Genomic DNA, 19,668 nt, shown 5'->3' on the forward strand with positions numbered 1-19,668 from the left:
ATTTAGTGCATAGCTATCCCGCCCGAATAAGCGGGAAAAAAGACGACATGGCTCTGTATCAGTGCGCGTGGTTATGGTGGGTCTTTTTGCCCGTCACGCGTCGTTATGTTTTATCGTTATCCAACCCGGCTTCTTTGCTCAGGGTTTCATCTAAATCCACGACGCCAATGGCAACCCGATTGATTGCCGTGGCGTGCAACAAACCGCCTAATGACATGCCGCCCAGCAGGCCGACGTCTTTGCCCTGGCGACAAATTTCCACCACCAGCATGGAGATGCTCTTGTTGCCCTCTTTGGCATTGCGCTCGGGCAGGTCTGGCAAATAGGGGGTATTCGGCTGGGTTTCGCTTCCCACGCACAGCCCTGTCGCCGTGCCACGGCTCAGCTGCCAATAGAGATCGCCGGTTTGACGCACGTTGCTGATCAGCAACTGATAATTCCCCAATCCCTGTATGGGCAGTACGGTATCCAACAAACCCTGCAACCCGGTTTCTGTCAGGTCTTGCTGCATCGCCAGTATTGAGACGATGGCACCCGCACGTTGCTCCATACGAGAGCGCTCCAGACCAACGCTGTACATGTCGGCACATAGCGAGCCAATCGCCAGAACAATCGGAAATGCCAACGCGGTTTCCACGGCGGCAACCCCACGGCATGAGGCGCGAAAGCGTCTCACATAGCGCAACAGCGTCTTAGTCATTGTCATTGCGTAACTCCGTGCCGAACACGTGTTTGTACTGGTAACGGAAGGTGGTGCCCAGTGTTAACACTTCCGGCAGCGGCGTGATAAACGCCTTTTCAATCTGCACCGTGACGGACCACACCGGCAGCGTGGTGGTGTTCTCTTCGTCGTTTTGCGTGTCGTTTGATACCGTGCCGCTGGCGGTAAACCCGCCCAACTGGTTCAGATTTTCAAAATGCAGCACGTTGACGGTAAGGTTGTCCGCGCTAAGGTAGCCATAGGCCGAATCCACCATGCGCGTTTTCAGGCGCGTGCTCATCTGTTCCGGGCTGGCGGCACCGAGATTATCGAGGCGGAAACTCTGCACCGCTTTATCCAGCGCCGCGCTGCCGACCGCGATCACCAGCCCGATACGCGCCAGCTCAAACAGCATCATCACGCCGACCATCGCGACCGGAACCAAAAAGGCCACTTCGGTCGCGACCACGCCGTGCGCGGCGCGCCAGCGCGCGGCGTGATGTCGGAACTTATCGCGCATGCGTGCCATTATTCCGGGTTACTCAGTTGCAGGCGTTGGCGGCTGGAAGCCAGCAGCGTTTCGCCACGGGTTTTATCCTGCTGCATCTGTTGCAAGCGCTGGTGCAGTGAGGCAATCAGGGCATCAATGCGCTGCGGTTGGGCGATGGCACCGAGTGCCGTGCGTGCGTCCTCTTCCCGGTCACTGGCGAGATAGGCCAGCGCCAGATTCAGTTTGCCGGTGGTGTTGCCGTCATCCAGCGAGCGTAGCAACGGAATGGCTTTGTCCGGGTTGCAGCTGGCAAGCCAGGAGAGCGCCAGATTGTTGATGGCGGAGACATCAGCCGGATTCACTTGCAAGGCTTTTTCGAACATCTGACGCGCCTGCGTGTGCTGCCCTGCGCTGTCCATCACCACGCCCATGCCATTGAGCGCCAGCGTGTTGTTGGGCTGCGCTTTCAGGGCACAGGTAAAATCTTTCTGCGCCATGGTGTTACGCCCCAGTGCGAGCTGGGCGCGACCCATGCCGAGACACACGGCCAGTGCTTCTTCGGGCGACATTTTATCCGTGTCGCCGCCTAATGCCTGACGAGCCCGGCTATACAGCTCCAGCGTTTGCTGTGGGGAGCGTGCCAGTGCGGCAACGCTGGCATATTCCAGCATCTCCTTGCCTTTCAACATGTTGCGGCTGTCCAAACGCGTATAGACATCGGTAGATGCTTCCACCCGGCCCTGATCGCGCAGCAAACGTGCCAGGCGCAGACCTTCGTCTTTGTTGCCCTTGATCGCCATTGAACTGCCACAACCGGCCAGCACCATACTGAGCAGCAACACGGTCAATGAGAAGGTGCGGCGGCGGTAAGCCGTTTTGTTACTCAAGGTTATCTGACCAAACATCTTCACGGACTCCATCGGTGGTTCATTGTGACAACAGGCGTACCACGCGCACTAAGGCGGGGGCGGCCATAATGGCGATAATCGGTGGCAGGATCAGCGTCATCAATGGCACGCTGAGCTGTGCGGGCAGTTTTCCCGCTTTCTCTTCCAGCCCTAAAATCAGTGTTTTTCGACTTTCGTCGGCAATCGTGCGCAGCGCCTGAGAGAGCGGGGTGCCGTAGCGTTCCGCCTGAATCAGGGTAGCGACCATGCTTTCAATTTCGCTGACCCGCGTGCGCTCTGCCAGATGCGTCATCGCTAAGGTACGATCGGACAAGATCTGCAACTCGGCGGCGGTGTAGTGCAGTTCATCCGCCATTTCCGGTGAGGAAAGTCCCAGCTCTTTCGATACCACGTGCAGGACACGCCCGATAGGCAAGCCCGCTTCGGCGCATACCACCATCAGATCCAGCGCGTCCGGTACCGCGCGCGCCAGTTTTTCGCCCCGGCTGGTAGCACGCCAACGTAGCCACCACTCGGGCAACAGCGTGCCGACAAAAAAGCCGATAAGGCCGGTGGCGACGCCCGTCAGGCCGAGGCGATCGGCAGCGGGTAGCCATCCCCAGACCAGCAGTATGGCAATCAGTGCACCGGTGATAAATTTGCCCATCACCAGCCAGCCCACCGCTTCATGGCGGCGTAAACCCGCCAGATCCAACATGCGGCGCAGGTTGCGGCGATCGCGTTCTGAACCTGCCAGTCGCTCGCCCTGTGGCGCGAGCGGGCGCAGCAGCGCTTCCAGCCAGGGAGATAACGCGCTGCCCTGACCGCGCAGGATAGAGTCTTGTGAATCTGTCTCTCGGCTCACCTCAGGCAGGTGCCCGCGCAGGCGGTTTTCCAGCAGCTTGTACTGGCGTGCCTGATGTTGTGCACGGCCTAGCAGGATCCCGGTGATAATCAGTATCAGGGCCAGCAGCAGTAAGGGGTCGCTCAATAACGTCATTTCTGCTCTCTCTTATCCAACTCGCTTGACCATCAAATGGGTCACCAACATCCCCAGCGAAACGCTGCACAGGGCGTAAATCAGCACCGAAGTGCCCACCGGGTCGGAGAACAAAAAGCTGAAATCCTCCGGTGACTTTATATACAAATAGGCGAGACAGCAGGGGAACAGTGCGGCGACAATCTTGGCGGACGCGCGCGCTTCTGAGGTTTTCGACTGCACTTTCAGTTGCAGTTCACGCCTGTCGCGCAGCGTGGCAGAGAGTCGCTCCAGCGTCTCACCCAACCGGCCACCGGCCTCCTGGTTGATGATCAGGATCACCACGAAGAAGCGGTATTCCGCCATCGGCACCCGTGTGGCAGAGGTCTGGATCACCTGACGTAAGGGAATACCCAGTTTTAGCCAGTGATCGATGGTTTTGAATTCGTTGGCCAGTGGGCCGCTCAGGTGTTCTGCCACGATGGCGAAGGTATTCGCTACCGGGACGCCTGCACGGCAACTGCGGGTAATGGCATCGATCGCTTCCGGCAGGCTTTCACGCAGCGCTTTCAGGTGCTTCTGTAACGTGGAACGGAACAGCAACACGGCCGTGCTGACAAACAGCAACAGGGAAAAGACCCATCCCATGGTCAACGGCAGCAGCGTACGCTGCCCCATGATCATGCCGATCACCAGACTGACCGCGCCTAACGACAGTGCGCGCTGTACCAGGTTTTTTTTCCAGCCGATAAACGCTAACTGCGCCCAGAGGATCGCCAGCGCACGCCCCAGCAGCGGCACACGCATAAAGGGTGTCGTGACTTCATCACGCAGGATGGAGTCGGAGGTTATCTCGGCGGCGGCTGGGCTAACCTCTTTTAACACCTGTTGCCAGCGCTGTTCACGCTGTTGGCGCTGCCGGCGTGCTTTTTGCCAGGCGGCGATAGTCAGCACCAGCGCAAAAACGCAGCAAAATATCAGCAGGGTGATCAGATTCAGGCGTGCATCACTCATCGGCTCTCCTTCAATCCTCACTGCGCATCAAACAGGTGCGCTTTGTCGCTGTAGAACTGCGGGCGCTGAATGTGCTGCAGATATTCACCGGTGAGCATGCCTTGGCCATCCATGCCCTGGATCTGGAAGCTGAACAGATCCTGAAGCTGGATCACTTCGTTTTCCATGCCACACACTTCGGTAATCGACACCACGCGGCGCATGCCGTCGCGCATACGTTCAATCTGCACAATCAAATGCACGGCGCTGGCGATCTGACGGCGGATAGCCATCAGCGGCAACTGCATGTTGGCCATCATCACCATGTTTTCCAGACGTTGGATGGCATCGCGCGAGGTGTTGGCGTGCACGGTACAGAGCGAGCCGTCGTGGCCGGTGTTCATCGCCTGCAACATGTCGAAACTCTCGCCGCCGCGCACTTCACCCAGAATGATGCGATCCGGGCGCATACGCAGCGCGTTACGCATCAGATCGCGCTGATCGACGCGTCCGGTGCCCTCGGCGCTGACCGGGCGTGTTTCCAGCCGCACCACGTGCTCCTGCTGCAATTGCAGCTCAGCGGCATCTTCGATGGTGATAATGCGATCGGTGCTGCCGATCTTCTGCGACAGCGCGTTGAGCAGCGTGGTTTTACCGGCACCGGTACCGCCGGACACGATGACATTCACGCGGGCCTGCATCGCTTTGTTCAGCACATCCGCCATGGCGTAGGACATGCAGCGGCGCTCTGCCAGCGTTTCCAGCGACAGGTTACGCCGCATGAATTTACGGATCGAAATGGTGGTACCGTCGATTGCCAGCGGGTAAGTGATGACGTTAACGCGGCTGCCGTCGGGCAAGCGCGCATCCACCATCGGGCTGGCCTCGTCGATACGCCGCCCTACTGCTGCCGCAATGCGCTGCGCGGTGTTGAACACGTGCTCTTCATCGATAAAGGTGATCGGTGACAGTTCCAGTTTGCCGAAACGCTCGATAAATACCTGCTGTGCGCCGTTCACCAGAATATCGTTGACGGTGTCGTCTGCCAGCAGCGGCTGGATCGGCCCGATACCGGTCATTTCATCCAGCATTTCGGCGGCGATGGCTTCCTCTTCCTGGCGCGAAAGCTGGAGGCGCTGTTCGTCGCAAATGCGGCGAATCACCGTTTCAATTTGTGCCAGTAGCTTGTCGCGGCCCATCATGGCCGCTTTACCGGCATCGATCTGATCGTAGAGCTGTGCGCGGATCAGACGGCGTTGGCTGGTGCGGTTGTCCGTTTGACGCGTGGCCGCGCTGGGAGCTGCCGCTGGGCTGGCGGTGGTTTGTGGGCGAGCGTCTGCTGCCGGACGCGCTTTCAGCTCGGTGACGGTGGCCGCCGGTGTGGCTTGCGGTGCGCCTTTGCTGGCGTCCTGCTTTTGCTGCTGGCTTCTGCGAATCAACATGGTCAGTTACCTTTTCGAAAACGCCGCATCAGGCGCGTTTTAACCAGCGTGTAAACCAGCGCTTTTCTGCCGGTCTGGCACGCACGCCGCAGGCCAGATCGACCAGTTGGCGCAAGCCCTGCAAGAACGCGGGGGCCGCGGTCAGATTGAGTGCACCCAGCGTCAGGCTGTGTGCCAGCGCGTGACCGGCATGCGGCAACACCACGTCAATCTTGCGCCCGGTGAACTGTTCAAACTGGTCGCGGGTGAGCGGGGCGGCGTTGGCAAAGCGGCTCTGGTTATGTACCAGCAGCAGGCGCTGGCCTTCGCTTTCATCACCGATCTCGTGCAGGATACGGCGCACATTGCGCGCATCTTGCAGTGTCAATTCGGTAACGATAATGCGCAGATCCGCATAGGACAGGACTTCCAGCGCACCGGTTGGGTAGCTGTTCGGCAGATCCCAAATTACCTGATTAAACATGCGACACAGCACGCCGCCGAGATTGAGCACGTTATCCACCTCAACCGGACTCAGCTCGCCCAGCGCTGGCTTTTGGGCCAGCATATGCAGGCGCGTATCCACGCGCAGCAGGGCGCGTTGCAGTAATCGGGTATCCAGCTCCTGCGTTTCCAGCACGGCTGCGAGCCCACCGTCTTCCGTTTGTCCTTGCAGCAGCAATTGATCGCCGTTACGGCGGTCGTAATCCACCAGCGCAACGGGCAAATGGCGTTCACCGGAGAGCAAACGGCTCAATCCCATCGCCACGGTGCTGCCGCCGCAGCCACCGCTGGCGCTGACCACTGCGATGGTTCTGCCCATGCGGGCGTATTCCGGCCCGGCCTGTTGGCCTTCGCATTTGGAGAGCGTCGTCGCCAGCAGATCGAGGGTGAAAGGCTTGACCAGATAATCCACCACGCCAATCTGGAGCAGGGCGCGGTACAGACTGATATCCTGCGTTTTGCCTGCCGCCACCACCTGGGTCGTCGGGCCACACACGCCCAACAACTCTTCCAGCGCGGGCAGCGGCCAGTGCGTGTCATCAAGGTCCACCAGCAGGATACGCGGCGGTACATTTAGCTCGCACCATTGGCGCGCAGCCGCTATGCCGCCGGACAGCACTGGCACGGCCTGCTGGTTCAGGCGCGAGAGCAGATCGCTGACGTCAGCCGCCTCGCGGGCGTCATGCACGAAGGCGACCAGCGGTTGTGCCAACGCTTCGCCATCGGTAAGGGTAATGTCGCTCATGGAATGCCTCGCCTTTAATCTTCGTCAAAGTTAATGTCGATGAGCTCTTTCACTTCACCTTTGTGATAGCGTTCGATGCTGTTCACCGCAGTGACGCCATCAGCAGCGTCCAGCGCCTTGGCCTGGATCAAATCGCGTGGTTCAGCCACCATCTTCGCCAGGTTGTTTTGTGTGGCGCAGCCCAGGTAGCCAATGCCTTCAAAAGGTTTCACCATCAACTGATCGGGATTGTTCACTTCGCAGCGCGTGGTTTTCACCGCCAGCGCTTCTGAAATCACTTCCAGATCGCCGGTTTGGCCACTTGCTGTCGAACGACGTAATTGCTTCACGTTGCGCGCGTCAGCCCCGGCATTTTTCAGCACCACCGCCAGGCGATCTGCCATCTGCTCACCGCGTACCGAATGCGGGATCAGCGTCAGGGTTTGTTTGGCGAGACGCCCTTGATCTTTCAGCATGACATTAAGCTGCTTGAGCGATTCGGGCGTAAAGCCGCGTCCGTTGGGCGCCACCGCCAGCGTGACCGCCAGAGACGTCGGGCGGACCTCGATCGGTTTGAGTGCCGGTTGTTCGAAACGGTCGGTACGCATTTTATTGATGCTGCTGTCGCCGCACGCCGCCAATAACAGCGCGCAGGCGCAGAGCGACAGGGAGAACAGCGTGCGCGACGTGCGTGTGGTAGTGTGATTATTCATGTTTTTCACCGTTGTCATCCAGGGTTAGTAGAGGTAGCCGACGGAGCCGAAGCTCGGTGTAACGGCATCCAACGTTCTTACCCCTTGCCCTGGCGTTTGCAGTTCTCCGGCATTGACCGGCTCGACGACATAGGCAGTGGCGATGATCACCAGTTCGGTTTCTTCATGGCTGGTGGATTCGTTTTCAAAGGCGCGTCCCAACAGAGGAATGCTGCTTAATCCCTGCACGCCGGTCACGGTTTGGCCGTTGGCGCTGCGCAGCATTCCTGCCAGTGCGAAGCTTTGTCCGCTGGCCAGCTCTACCGTGGTATCGGTGCGGCGCACTTTGAGTGCCGGTACGCGCGAGCCGCCGGGGATATCTACTGCACCGACGTCCGTCAGTTCACTCACTTCCGGCGCAATGTGCAGGCTGATGCGGTTGGCAGAGAGCAGCGTTGGCGTCATACGCAGGATCACGCCGTAAGATTTGTAATCGATGCTGACACTGTTGTTGGTGATAAGCACGATAGGCACTTCGCCACCGGCGGCAAAAGCGGCCGTCTCGCCGGACATCGCGGTCAGGTTAGGTTCTGCCAATACGGTTGCCATGCCCTGCTGGTTTAACGCGGTTAACAAGCCGCTTAAGCGTGAGCGGCCAAAGCTTAAGAAACCGGCATCGGTGGGGTTGCTAAAGCGCCCGGTGGCCGAGTCAAACAGCCCCAATCGCGTTCCGCTGCCCGCGTTGATGTTGCCGCTGCCGGTGCTCAGTGAGGCCGCCCAGTTAAAGCCCAGTTCGCTGGTTAATTTGCGTGAGACTTCCACCACACGCACCTGAATGTTGATTTGTGACGGGGTTTTGATCTTGAGCTGGTTAATCACTTTGGCGGAGGATTCGCTGCTGCCCGGCAGTTTTTCACCACCGCCACCGCCGCCGCCACCTTGTGCACCGGCGGATGCGCTGATGTAGGCCTGCACGCTGTCGATGACGCGTTTCGCATCTTGCGGGGTATCTACGCTGCCACGCACAATCACGCCGCTGGGAATAGACGCTTCCAACTGGATATCCGCGCCGGGAAACTCGCGTTTGATCCGCTCGCCCAGCGCTTTTAAATCGTGCTCGGACACCAGACGGATGGCGTTGATCACCGTGCCGTTTTCATCCATGGCGTAGAGCGTGGTGGTGCCGACGCTTTTGGCATAGACAAACAGGTTGCCCGGTGAAGGCAGCTCGAAGCTGGCGATATTAGGGTCTGCGACCAGTACGCTGTCCGGCAGGCCATCAAGTTGCAACAGGCGTCCTTGATGAACCGTCAGGTGCACCACATTGGTTTCCGCCACTTCTGATACCCCAGCCGCCAGAGCGGTGGTGGGCATCACGACGGCGATGGGCAACGCGGTACTGAGCAGACTTGCAGTGAGTAATCGTTTGCATGTTTCCCGAAGGTGCGATTTCAAATACAGCAAAAACATCGTCATTTACGTTAATTCCGTTATGGCTTTTATGGTTCCATCAACAGCCCGCCGTGCGGCATTGTCAGGCTGCCTGAATGCAGTTCGTCAGCGGGCGGGGAACACCAGAACGCCTTTCTGCTCGCCGTGATAGACTTTCACCTGATGGCTGGATAACCCGTTGTAAATAGTAGTGCTTTGCGACAGGGTAGTGACGCGAGAGTGGCCCTGTTTCTCATCCTGGGCATCGGGTGTCGCACTGCGTAGCGCCAGGTGTAACATCCCCACCTCTTTCGCCACCGCCAGCACTTCTGCCTGCTCCGGGGTCACTTCAACGGTGACAGTTTGGTAGCTTGAGGTTCGTGTGCTGCTGGTACTGGCCGGCGTGCGGCTGAGCACGTTGGCGTCCTGCTCGCTGTCCTCTTCCACATCGCGGCGCGGACGCACATCGGTGTCGGTTTGGTTATTCAGCGCCAGTACCCGAAGATCGCGCGCGATGGTCTGGGAGGCCAGCATCGGTCTGACGACAGGCTGCGTGCGGCTGGGCGGCAGTTCCGGCTGCTCATCGCGTCGCAGGCTCAGAATGATGTCGACGCGATCGCCCGCGGCCACCAGACCGGAGTTGCTGGCTACCGCATTGGTCGGAATGGAGATGGCACGCATGCCTTTACGCAGCACGGCGGCGACAAAACCCGGTTCGCCGGGCTTGACCAATACATTGCTGGTCAGCGGTGCGCCTTGGGCAACGGGTTCACGCAACGTGGCACCCAGCAGCATTGACTGGCGGTCTTTGCCACGGATAAAGTTGAAATTGCGAGAAACCGTCCCTTCCACCACCTGCCAACGCAGCGAGGCGGTGTCAATAAAATCACCGGGATGCAGATCCTTGGCCGCCACCAAAATAGCGGTTTGTTCCGGGGCTTGAATCACCACCGGCGGCGGTGCGGGGGGCGTTGCGGAGAGATGGCTGCGAACCATTAGCGCAACGAGTCCTGCCAGTACCAGCGCGCCTGCCAGTACATAGGTAGCGTTTACTTTCATTCAGCTTGCCTGCTTTAGCGTGTGCGTTTTAATGTTGCGACGGAATAAAACGTTCAAATTTAAAACGATCGACGTTACAACAATCGAAATTAAAACAATCGAAATTAAAACAACGGGAAAATAAGGACATACATCGCGCCAAAGGCAATGGCGACGCCATAGGGTATGCCCTGAGAGAGATCGGCGGGCAGAGCGGGAGGTAACGGTAATCGGCTGTTAAACAGCCGATTGGTTGCCTGTATGCCCAGTGCCACGGCGGTGGGAACGGTATTGAACAGCGGCAGTGTGAGCGCCAGAACGCCCCCTGCCAGCGCGGTCACCAGCACAAAAACGATCTGATGGCCCGAGCCTACCCACAGGCACAGCACGCTCATCAACTTGACATCGCCAGCACCTAACCGTCCGGTGAGAAACAGGATAAACCCGACCACCAGTACCACTGCGGCACCCGGTAGCGCCCACAGCATTCCCTGTAACGCGGCGTTGTTTCCTCCGCCGAGTCGTACCACATCCGTGATGCCAAACAGCAACCAGCCCAACAGCAGAATCACTACCGCCCGGTTGGCGATGCGCCGCACGAGCAAATCGGTACTGATACACCACGCCAGACACCCGAGCAGCAGTGCCGTTTGCAGCCACTGTGCGTTGACCGCCATCTCGTGTTTATTTCGCGCCGGAGGCCGTGCCGCCACCGGCGCTGGTGCCAGCGCTAGTGATCTGATCGGCGATAGCGCTGAATTTCTCATTCAGTGCTTTCACGAAGATGCCATCGCCGCCAAAAATAGCGCCAATGGCCGCTGCCATCGCTGCCGCCAGAATGCCGTATTCAATGGCAGTAACACCGCTCTCATCGCGCAGGAAAGAACGACATTTTGCTTTCATGTTTCTCATGGGAAGACTCTCTTTATTCGCAGCCAAAGAAATCATGGCTAATTCTTGAGCGGCCATGATGATAACGAAAGCAATAATGAGACTTATTATCAAACATCGCAAGTGACGTAACATTAATATTTTTTCATCTTTTATTGCGTAAAATTGTCCTTATTAATCAGAAGGTAAAGCAATCTTTACGTGAAGCTTAATGAAGGGGGATTCCCCCTGTTTTAAGGGGGATTTGGGATACTGAGGTTAGGGATGACCGATGGATTGTGATTCAGGAATAAGCTTGAAGTACATCTGTTCGGGGATGGGGCTGTCCCAGCCACCGATCAACATGGCGAAGCCAACGGTGGCGAAAAGGATGCCGAGAATCAGGCATGCCATCATCGCGCCGGAGAGCGCAGTCCGCTGCCACAGCGGGCGATGCGTATCCTCGCTTTTTGCCGCCGAGCGCGGGGCATTCAACAGCGATAAACTTAACGTTGATGCTACCGGGCAGGATTCGACGCAGGTCATACAGGCATTACATTCGGCGGTTCTCACCTGGATGCGTTTATCGACGGGAATATGGGATGGGCACACCTTGGTACACTTACCGCAGTCGATACAGCGGTTGGCATCACGACGGATTTTTACCGGTGACAATAGTGAGAACAGGCCCAGCAGTGCACCGTAGGGACAGAGATAACGGCACCAGAAATGCCGGATAAATAGGCTGATAACGGTGAAACCAATAATAACGCCCAAGGTGATGTTGCCAATATTACGGAAGAAACCGAGCATTTTGACATCGGCAATCAGACCATAGGGGGACATCAGGAACATATAAATTCCCTGTGCTGGCATGGATAACGCAATATAAAGAAAAAAACCTAATAGCAAATATTTAAGACCACGTAGTGGAATATCCAGCCAGGGTGGCAGCGTGAAATGCCGTTTGAATATTTTCTTGCCGACAGCAGCAATCAATTCTGAAAATGTCCCAATAGGGCACAGCCAGGAAAAAAATGATTTTTTCACTAGTAGGCTGTTGATAATAAAGGCAACGAGCAGCAGCATCGAGGCAACATGGATCGGTGGCAAACGTCCCATTTCCCACAGATATTTGATATTCATTAGTCCGGCAATCGGTAACCATCCTTCGATACCGCCGGGTCTGGGCAGATAAACGCTGGCACCGCCGGTTTCAAAGTAGCGCACCCAGAAATAGAAGGTCACGCCGATATAGATGTTGATGGCTAATAACAGTATTTGCGTCGCTCTGCGCCAGGTTAACGCGTTGCGCCAGTCATTCCATGGCAATTTCCCCCCCGTGGTGCCGGGGCGGCGCTGCCAGCGTTTTCTTGTTTTTTCACTCATTGCGCTTTTCTTTATTATCGGGTCTGTGAATACACTGTGGAAAGGTAAAGTTAAATTATCATGTCACTGTCGGAGAATAATTGATGTGTGTGCGCATTCAGCGTGAATCAAATTATTAATCTCTATCCTGTTTTTAATTAAAATTGGCGTTCAGGCATAAAAATACACCTTTTTAGGGATTGAAAAAATGACGCCGTCACGCTGTGTCAATCGGATTGACCCAATCCCATCGATCAATGGCCTTCGGGCAACTTACGCGTTTTCTTTGTGCGCTTTACACTGCAAATCATTGAAGCCCACACTGTCTTGCTGGATGTTATCCACGGGAGTTTTCCATGAAATTGACGCAAATTCGTAATGCCACGCTGAAGTTGGACTACGCCGGAACCACTTTCCTGATCGACCCTATGCTGGCGGAGAAGGATGCCTGGGAGGGGTTTGCCGGAACGGCTCGTTCCTGGCTGCGCAATCCAATGGTGTCGCTGCCCTTGTCGTTAGAAGCACTGCTGGATGTGGATGCGGTGATCGTGACACACACTCATTCTGACCATTGGGACGATGCTGCCCAACGTCATATCCCCAAAGACATGCCGATTTATACCCAGAATCTACAAGATGCCGCGTTGATCCGCTCGCAAGGGTTCTCACAGGTGCAGGCATTGGTACAGGAGAATACTTTGGCGGGTATCACCCTCTGGAAAACCGGCGGGCAGCATGGCAGCGATGCCCTCTATGCTAACCCAGGTCTGGCTGCGCGTATGGGAGAAACCAGCGGACTGGTGTTTGACAGTGCGGGAGAAAAGCGCCTTTATATTGCGGGGGACACCGTATGGGCTCCCCCTTATGTCGACAGTCTGGAGCGTTACCAACCCGAGGTGATCGTGCTGAATATCGGGTGCGCGACCGTGGAGGGTTTTGGCCCGATTATTATGGGAAAAGAGGATGCCAGCCGAACGCTCGATTTGCTGCCGCAGAGCATTGTCGTGGCCTCACACATGGAGGCGGTGAACCATTGTCTGCTCAGCCGCGCCGAACTGCGAGAATACTGTCATAAAAACAGCATCGAACAACGTGTGTTGATTCCCGACGATGGGGAAATGCTCGCGCTTTGAAGGCGTTGGTGACGACAATGGCCCGTAACCCGCAAACCGATATGCCACAGGAAATAGCCTATGCCCGCGTTACGCGTTGTCATTGTTGCCACTGAAGGATTCAGCCCGTTTCATTTCTCTGTACCCAGTATGGTCTTCGGCAAGGCATTGCCGGAGCCGGGTCGGTTTGAGATGCAGATTTGTGCACTAATGCCGGGAAAGGTGCGCTCCGATAGTGGGATTTCCATCGATGTGGAGCACGGTTTGGTGCTGTTGGAAACCGCCGATATCATTATTATTCCGTTTTGGCATCATCCGGATGAGAAACCCGCGCCTGAACTGCTGGCGGCGCTGGTTCGCGCCTGGCAGCGCGGTGCGGAAGTGGTGGGGCTATGCCTCGGCACTTACGTGCTGGCCTATGCTGGATTATTAGCAGGACGACGCGCGGCTACCCATTGGGAGTTTGAGCGCGATTTCAGCCGTCGTTTTCCTGATGTCCAGTTGGACAGCAATGCGCTGTATACCCGTGACGATCGCCTGATCACCTCGGCCGGAACGGCGGCAGGGATTGATTGCTGTCTGGATATCATCCGTTGTCATTGTGGCAGTGCATTGGCCAATCGCGTGGCACGTCGCATGGTGGTGCCTCCTTATCGGGACGGTGGTCAGGCGCAGTTTATTGAACGTCCGGTGCCGGAAACCACGCGAGACACGCATATTAATGCGCTGTTGGATTATCTGCGCAGCCATCTCGAGCAGCCGCACTCTCTGGACGCGCTGGCGGCTTTTGTCAGCATGAGTCGCCGCACCTTTACCCGCCACTTTATCAAGGCAACCGGCATGACGGTGGGCGACTGGCTTACTGCGGAACGGTTGCAGCGCAGCCAGATGCTGTTGGAAAGCAGCGATCATAGCGTCGAGGCGGTGGCGCATATGGCGGGATTTGCCTCGCCGATTTCATTCCGACAACGTTTCAAAGCACGTTTTAACCTAAGCCCGAGCGAATGGCGTCGGGCGTTTCGTGGGCCTGTCTCTCACCCCTAATGCATCGGTGATACGCAGGGCTTGGTTCGCTACGGGCGCATTAGCGGTTCAATGCCTATCCACTCCTTCTGAGGGTGATAACACAACGGCATCGGCGGAATCGCCACTTTTTGACCCGCCACCGTCATTTCGCCTAAATGGATGGTCCACTTGGCATTTTCCGTGAAGCGTGGCGTTTTGAAAATCACATAGACCGAGCCGTAATCATCGTTGTTCGTGAGTTTCGGGATACGACGGTGCACTTCATCACTGTTGATGTCGTAAGGGGACGGGCGTGCGTATTTCATATCGGGAATCGGAAAATCGTAGGTTAGCGTGCCGAGAAACAGTTCAGGCCGCGCATTTACCCGCGTGCCATCCTCCAGCGTGACATAAGCTTGCCTGCTGTCGTAGATCACCGGAATGGCGGGTTCGCCTTTTTTACCCGGGCGGGAAGGGCGCAGACGGTTTTTGTTATAGGCGATCAGTTGGACATAAAACTCCGGTTTGGCTTCAGGCCCATTCACGTAAGGGATGGAGAATAGCGCTTGCTTGTAGCGGGAAGGGTCATAGGAGATCGCGTGATCGTAGAGATAGGCTTCGAGCGTCAGGGTGGTTTCCCCCTGTGGGCCTGGTACTTTAAAGCTGTACTCACTTTGGCAAAGATCCGTGTAGGCGGCGCGTTGGCGCTGCATCGGTACACAGGCACTGAGCGATACCGCAATCAGTGCCGCCATGACGGCGCGTGAACGCCATTGATAACATGCCATAACCACCCTCTTTTATATTTATTTTTAAGATATTAGCTTAAATACGGCCAGGTTAGTGTATTGGCATTTCCTGTCTTTGAGCGTCGGTGGAATCTGAAAAGTTACGCAGTGAATGATTACCTGAGTTAGCAAATGTTGACATTGAGCAACGATCATTTCGTTATGTGTGTAAATATATAACGAAATATTGCGTATTCAGGATGATGTTATGCCAGTAACACGACGACGCTTACTTCAGGCGATGGCTGCCGCAGGGTTATTGCGAGGATGGCCCGCCTTTGCCGCCGATACTATGACATTTTCGGTGGGAAACTTACCTGCACCGCAGAATATTCAGCGCGTGATCAGTGCAGGCGCGCCTGCCTATTTGTTGCTGATGGCGGCGGCACCGGAAAAATTGCTGGGTTTCTCTTCATTCGATTTTTCTCAAACGGGTAGCGAACTGCTGCCGGAAGTGATTACCCGCTTACCGAAGTTGGGCCGTCTGGCGGGGCGTGCGACCACGCTGTCACTGGAAAAACTGCTCGCCTTGAAACCCGATCTGATTGTCGACTGTGGCAATGCGGATGAAACCTGGACTTCACAAGCGCAACGTATCAGCAGCCAAACACAAACCCCGTGGTTATTGATCAACGGCACGCTGGCGCGCACGCCGCAGCAGTTACAGGCGATCGGGAACGCGCTCGGCGTGACGTTTCGCACCGAGCCGCAGGCGGAATTAGCGCGCCAGTTTATTGAAGAGGCGCAGTCCTTCGCCCACTCGGATGCAGCTAACGTGCGCTTTTATGCGGCGCGCGGGGCCAGTGGGTTGGAAACCGGACTGGCCGGTTCCCTGCATACTGAAGCGGCCGAACTGCTGGGGTTGCGAAATGTCGCGCAACTGCCGGGACGCCAGGGATTGGCGCAGGTGTCGTTGGAAAATCTGCTGGTCTGGCAGCCGGATATCATTTTGGTGCAAGAAGCGGCGACGCTGCACACATTGACTCAGGATCCGGTATGGCAGGGCGTGAAGGCCGTTGCGCAAAAACGCATCCTGTTTCTTAGCGGCTTGCCGTTTGGCTGGCTGGATGCGCCGCCGGGCATCAATCGGCTGCTCGGCTTGCGACGCCTGCACGCCTGGCTGGATAAGGACGTGGCGCGTTCCTTTGAAGCCGACATGATGCGCTTTGCCACGCTGTTCTGGCATGCACCGCTGAGCGAGGCCCAGTTTAACCGTACCGTTAACGCAAAATGAGAACGGCAACCCTGTTTACGCTGTTAAGTACGCTGGCGCTGTTGTGCATTGCGCTGGCGATGTTTTCCGGTGCCTATCCGTTGAGTCTTCATCAGGTGATCGGGCTGCTTTTCAGCCCTGACAGCCTTTTGCCGCAAGATCAGGTGGTGTTCTGGCAGATCCGCCTGCCGCGCATTGCGGCAGCTCTGCTGATTGGCGCTGCGCTGGCAGGGGCAGGTACTACCTATCAGGGGATGTTTCGTAACCCATTGGTCTCACCGGATATTCTGGGCGTGGCAGCGGGGGCGGGCCTCGGTGCCTGCGTCGCGATTTGGCTGGGTTTGCCGCTGCTATTGATCCAGTTACTGGCATTTGCTGGTGGATTGCTGGTGGTGGCTGGGGTTTGGCTGATCACCCGGCAGGTGACGCGTCACGATCCGGTGTTGACGTTAGTGCTGGTCGGCATTGCGCTGGGAACGGTGTGCGGCGCGGGGATCTCGCTGATCAAAACCCTCGCTGATCCTTACACCCAACTGCCCTCCATTACCTTCTGGCTGCTCGGTGGGCTTTCCACAGTGACGCGCGCCGATCTTGACCTGTGTGCACCGATCATCCTGCTGGGCATGCTGCCATTGCTGCTGCTGCGCTGGCGCATGAATCTGCTGACGCTGGCAGACGATGAAGCACGTGCCCTGGGAATTAATGTCACACGGTTGCGCATGGGGCTGATTGTCTGTGCCACGCTGATGACCGCCAGCGCGGTGGCCGTGTCCGGTGTTATCGGTTGGGTCGGGCTGGTGGTGCCACATATTGGCCGTCTACTGACGGGAAATAATCACCAGCGTTTGTTGCCGGTTGCCATGAGCATCGGTGCCATTTTGCTGCTGCTGACTGATACCTTGGCGCGTGCGCTGAGCGCGACTGAAATTCCACTCGGCATTCTGACCGCCTTTATCGGTGCGCCATTCTTCCTGCTGCTGTTGTTACGAGGAGGCCGATGATGTCGCTGCTCGAGGTGCGGCAGGCCACGGTCGGTTATGCCCACCGCGCGGTATTGCGCGATGTGGCGTTTTCCCTGCCAGCGGGCAGTGCCTGCTGTTTGCTGGGTGCCAATGGCTGCGGGAAAACTACGTTAATGCGCGCCATTCTTGGCGTGTTGCCGCTGCTTTCCGGCGAAATTGTGCTGGCCGATACCCCCTTGGACCGTTATTCAGATGCGCAGCGCGCCAGCGTGATGGCCTGGGTGCCGCAGGCGCATGAGGGCGCGTTCGCGTTTAGCGTGCTCGATATGGTGATGATGGGGCTAACCCCGCACATGAGCACGTTTGCCGTGCCGGGCCAGCGTGAGCAAGACGCCGCCTTGCAGCAGCTCACTGCGCTGGGGATTGCCCATCTGGCTGAGCGACGCTGGAACCTGCTGAGCGGCGGCGAACGGCAACTGGTGCTGATTGCACGTGCGTTAGCACAAAAACCACGTTTGTTACTGCTGGATGAACCGGCTTCCAGTTTGGATTTTGGTCACCAAATCGATCTGTTGGAAACGCTGGTGGCGCTGAAACAGCAGGGGATGACGCTATTGATGGCTACGCACCATCCTCTTCATGCCCGCGCGATTGCTGACAGCGTGGTGATGGTGGAGCCCGATGGCCGAGTGACGCAGGGCGAACCTGCAATGCAATTGCACACTGACAGACTCGCCGCGTTGTACCGGGTATCCCCCGCGCAGATTCACCGCCATTTGTATGGCACTCATTAAGAAGGGATAGCAATGCTGATTGATGATATTGATTTCGCAGACCTTTATCGCCAGCAATTGGCGCTGGCGCATCGCACCGAAAAAACGCCCGATCACTGGGATAAACGGGCGGAGAAGATGGCCGAAAACTGCGCTTCGCCTCAGGACAGCTATCTGCAACAACTGGTGGCGAAAATTGATTTGCGCGGTGCGCAGTCGCTGTTTGATATGGGATGCGGTCCGGGCACCGTGGCGTTGGCGCTGGCGGGTAACCTGGAGACGGTATACGGCGTGGATTACAGCCCGGGTATGCTGGCGGTGGCAGCCCGCCGTGCGCAGCAGCAAGGCGTAGATAATGTGAGCTGGGTGCGCCGAGCCTGGGAAGATAACTGGGATGAGCTGCCGATGTGCGATATCGCGGTGGCGTCGCGTTCGACGCTGGTGGCCGATATGCGACAGGCCATGGCGAAGTTGAACCGGCAGGCAAGACTGCGTGTGTATACCACACATCTGGTCAGCACCTCGTTTATGTCGCCGGTGATTCAGCGGGCGTTAGGGCGCGAGGTAGTGGAACTGCCTAACTATATTTATGCCCTCAATGTGCTGTATCAAATGGGGATTTATGCACAAGTCGATTTTATCCGTGGACCCAACTGCCAGCAGGATAATCGTACTTATGCACGCTTCGAAGAAAACGTGAAATGGAGCTTCGGCTCACTCAGCGATGAGGAGCGTGAGCGGCTGTATCGTTGGTATCAGCAGCAGAATGCCAGCACGATTGCGCCACCAAGCCGTGACTGGGCGCTGATCTATTGGGACAGCGTGCCGCTCGGAGCGACATCATGATTTTCCTTCCGCAAGCGCTCACCGACGCCTGGCTGCTCGACGATATTCAGGGGGGCGATCTGACGACCCAAGCGCTCGGTATTGGCGCACAGCCGGGACATATCACCTTCTTTCATCGGCAGGGGGGGGTGCCAGTGGGATTGTCGCTGCACGACAGATGCTCACGTCACTCGGGGTGAGTGTGACGGCCTCGGTAAATGATGGCGAGTATGTGGTTGCCGGGCAGCCTTTGCTGTGTGCCAGCGGCTCAGCGGCGGCGCTGCATCAGGGATGGAAGGCGGTACAGAATGTACTGGAATGGAGTTGCGGCGTATCTGGCTATCTGGCGCGCATGCTGGGACTGCTGCGCCAGCGCCATCCTGACGGGCATATCGCCTGCACGCGTAAAATGATCCCCGGCACCAAGCTGCTTGCCACGCAGGCCGTGCAGGCCGCTGGCGGGTTGATTCATCGCGCTGGTTGCAGTGAGACCATCTTGCTGTTTGCCAATCACCGCCGTTTTCTCGCGAATGCTAATGACTGGCCTGCCATGGTCAGCCAACTGCGCCGCCATGCGCCGGAACGAAAGATCGTGGTGGAGGCGGACACGCCGGATGAGGCGTTGGCCGCGCTGCTTGCGGCACCGGATTGCCTACAACTCGATAAATTTACCCCTGAGCAGGCGGCGAATATTGTCCGCCTCGCCCCGACCCTCGCGCCGGCCTGCACGCTGGCGCTGACTGGCGGCATCACGCTCGCCACCCTGCCGGATTATCTCGATTGTGGCATCACGCTGTTTGTGACCTCGGCGCCTTATTACGCGCCACCAGCGGATATCAAGGTGCGTCTGGAGCCAGACTCGCCGCATGAGTGACAATAAAAAAAGGACATAA

Annotated in this window: 20 protein-coding genes and 1 pseudogene; 7 read left to right on the plus strand and 14 right to left on the minus strand. The window is 57.2% G+C overall.

Annotated elements, in window-relative coordinates; all coding sequences use genetic code 11:
* Positions 1-103: 103 nt before the first annotated feature.
* From K6K13_RS03915 to K6K13_RS03975, 13 genes are all read right to left on the minus strand, one after another.
* Positions 104-700 carry a TadE/TadG family type IV pilus assembly protein gene (locus K6K13_RS03915; protein ID WP_222160956.1) on the minus strand — a complete coding sequence of 199 codons (597 nt, stop codon included), beginning with the start codon at positions 698-700 and terminating at the stop codon, positions 104-106.
* Positions 693-1,220, minus strand: coding sequence for a hypothetical protein (locus tag K6K13_RS03920; protein ID WP_222159624.1), 528 nt, complete (start codon positions 1,218-1,220; stop codon positions 693-695). Before K6K13_RS03920 ends, K6K13_RS03915 begins: the two co-directional genes overlap by 8 nt.
* Before the next feature lie 8 nt (positions 1,221-1,228).
* Entirely contained in the window at positions 1,229-2,017 is a 789-nt protein-coding gene (locus tag K6K13_RS03925) for a tetratricopeptide repeat protein (protein WP_252120488.1), read from the minus strand.
* A gap of 100 nt (positions 2,018-2,117) precedes the next feature.
* Positions 2,118-3,077, minus strand: coding sequence for a type II secretion system F family protein (locus K6K13_RS03930; protein ID WP_222159626.1), 960 nt, complete (start codon positions 3,075-3,077; stop codon positions 2,118-2,120).
* 12 nt (positions 3,078-3,089) lie between these two features.
* Complete coding sequence (locus tag K6K13_RS03935; protein WP_222159627.1) at positions 3,090-4,070, minus strand: type II secretion system F family protein; 981 nt, start codon at positions 4,068-4,070, stop codon at positions 3,090-3,092.
* A gap of 17 nt (positions 4,071-4,087) precedes the next feature.
* On the minus strand, positions 4,088-5,491 hold the full coding sequence (locus K6K13_RS03940; RefSeq protein WP_222159628.1) for a TadA family conjugal transfer-associated ATPase: 1,404 nt from the start codon (positions 5,489-5,491) through the stop codon (positions 4,088-4,090).
* Positions 5,492-5,519: 28 nt separating this feature from the next.
* A complete protein-coding gene (locus K6K13_RS03945; protein ID WP_222159629.1) occupies positions 5,520-6,719 on the minus strand; it encodes a CpaE/TadZ family protein in 1,200 nt (399 codons plus the stop codon).
* Between the two features lie 14 nt (positions 6,720-6,733).
* A complete protein-coding gene (locus K6K13_RS03950; RefSeq protein ID WP_222159630.1) occupies positions 6,734-7,411 on the minus strand; it encodes a CpaD family pilus assembly lipoprotein in 678 nt (225 codons plus the stop codon).
* Positions 7,412-7,435: 24 nt separating this feature from the next.
* The gene (locus tag K6K13_RS03955; protein ID WP_222159631.1) at positions 7,436-8,866 is read right to left on the minus strand and encodes a type II and III secretion system protein family protein; all 1,431 of its coding nucleotides are present in this window, start codon (positions 8,864-8,866) and stop codon (positions 7,436-7,438) included.
* Between the two features lie 81 nt (positions 8,867-8,947).
* Complete coding sequence (gene cpaB / locus K6K13_RS03960) at positions 8,948-9,880, minus strand: Flp pilus assembly protein CpaB (RefSeq protein WP_222159632.1); 933 nt, start codon at positions 9,878-9,880, stop codon at positions 8,948-8,950.
* A 104-nt stretch (positions 9,881-9,984) separates the two neighbouring features.
* Positions 9,985-10,536, minus strand: a complete 552-nt coding sequence (locus K6K13_RS03965; protein ID WP_222159633.1) for an A24 family peptidase — start codon at positions 10,534-10,536, stop codon at positions 9,985-9,987.
* Positions 10,537-10,543: 7 nt separating this feature from the next.
* Complete coding sequence (locus tag K6K13_RS03970) at positions 10,544-10,771, minus strand: Flp family type IVb pilin (RefSeq protein ID WP_222159634.1); 228 nt, start codon at positions 10,769-10,771, stop codon at positions 10,544-10,546.
* A 237-nt stretch (positions 10,772-11,008) separates the two neighbouring features.
* Complete coding sequence (locus K6K13_RS03975) at positions 11,009-12,118, minus strand: 4Fe-4S binding protein (RefSeq protein ID WP_222159635.1); 1,110 nt, start codon at positions 12,116-12,118, stop codon at positions 11,009-11,011.
* 335 nt (positions 12,119-12,453) lie between these two features.
* On the opposite strand from K6K13_RS03975, the gene K6K13_RS03980 reads away from it, so the two are divergent.
* Complete coding sequence (locus K6K13_RS03980; RefSeq protein ID WP_222159636.1) at positions 12,454-13,230, plus strand: MBL fold metallo-hydrolase; 777 nt, start codon at positions 12,454-12,456, stop codon at positions 13,228-13,230.
* 60 nt (positions 13,231-13,290) lie between these two features.
* The gene (locus tag K6K13_RS03985) at positions 13,291-14,253 is read left to right on the plus strand and encodes a GlxA family transcriptional regulator (RefSeq protein ID WP_222159637.1); all 963 of its coding nucleotides are present in this window, start codon (positions 13,291-13,293) and stop codon (positions 14,251-14,253) included.
* Positions 14,254-14,282: 29 nt separating this feature from the next.
* Here the strand turns inward: K6K13_RS03985 and K6K13_RS23100 are convergent, their stop codons facing one another.
* Positions 14,283-15,002 (minus strand): hypothetical protein, encoded by a 720-nt coding sequence (locus K6K13_RS23100; RefSeq protein ID WP_252120416.1) that lies wholly within the window; start codon positions 15,000-15,002, stop codon positions 14,283-14,285.
* A gap of 208 nt (positions 15,003-15,210) precedes the next feature.
* Here K6K13_RS23100 and K6K13_RS03995 point away from each other — a divergent pair, with 208 nt between their 5' ends.
* The 5 genes and pseudogenes from K6K13_RS03995 (at position 15,211) to modD (ending at position 19,649) form a co-directional block, all read left to right on the plus strand.
* Positions 15,211-16,236 carry an ABC transporter substrate-binding protein gene (locus tag K6K13_RS03995; protein WP_222159638.1) on the plus strand — a complete coding sequence of 342 codons (1,026 nt, stop codon included), beginning with the start codon at positions 15,211-15,213 and terminating at the stop codon, positions 16,234-16,236.
* Positions 16,233-17,216 carry a FecCD family ABC transporter permease gene (locus tag K6K13_RS04000; RefSeq protein ID WP_222159639.1) on the plus strand — a complete coding sequence of 328 codons (984 nt, stop codon included), beginning with the start codon at positions 16,233-16,235 and terminating at the stop codon, positions 17,214-17,216. Before K6K13_RS03995 ends, K6K13_RS04000 begins: the two co-directional genes overlap by 4 nt.
* Complete coding sequence (locus K6K13_RS04005) at positions 17,216-17,971, plus strand: ABC transporter ATP-binding protein (protein ID WP_222160958.1); 756 nt, start codon at positions 17,216-17,218, stop codon at positions 17,969-17,971. The genes K6K13_RS04000 and K6K13_RS04005 overlap by 1 nt, the downstream gene beginning before the upstream one ends.
* A gap of 12 nt (positions 17,972-17,983) precedes the next feature.
* On the plus strand, positions 17,984-18,796 hold the full coding sequence (locus K6K13_RS04010) for a class I SAM-dependent methyltransferase (protein WP_222159640.1): 813 nt from the start codon (positions 17,984-17,986) through the stop codon (positions 18,794-18,796).
* A pseudogene (gene modD, locus K6K13_RS04015) lies at positions 18,793-19,649 on the plus strand (ModD protein). Before K6K13_RS04010 ends, modD begins: the two are co-directional and overlap by 4 nt.
* Positions 19,650-19,668: the final 19 nt, after the last annotated feature.

The sequence above is a fragment of the Symbiopectobacterium purcellii genome (assembly GCF_019797845.1).
Taxonomy (GTDB): domain Bacteria; phylum Pseudomonadota; class Gammaproteobacteria; order Enterobacterales; family Enterobacteriaceae; genus Symbiopectobacterium; species Symbiopectobacterium purcellii.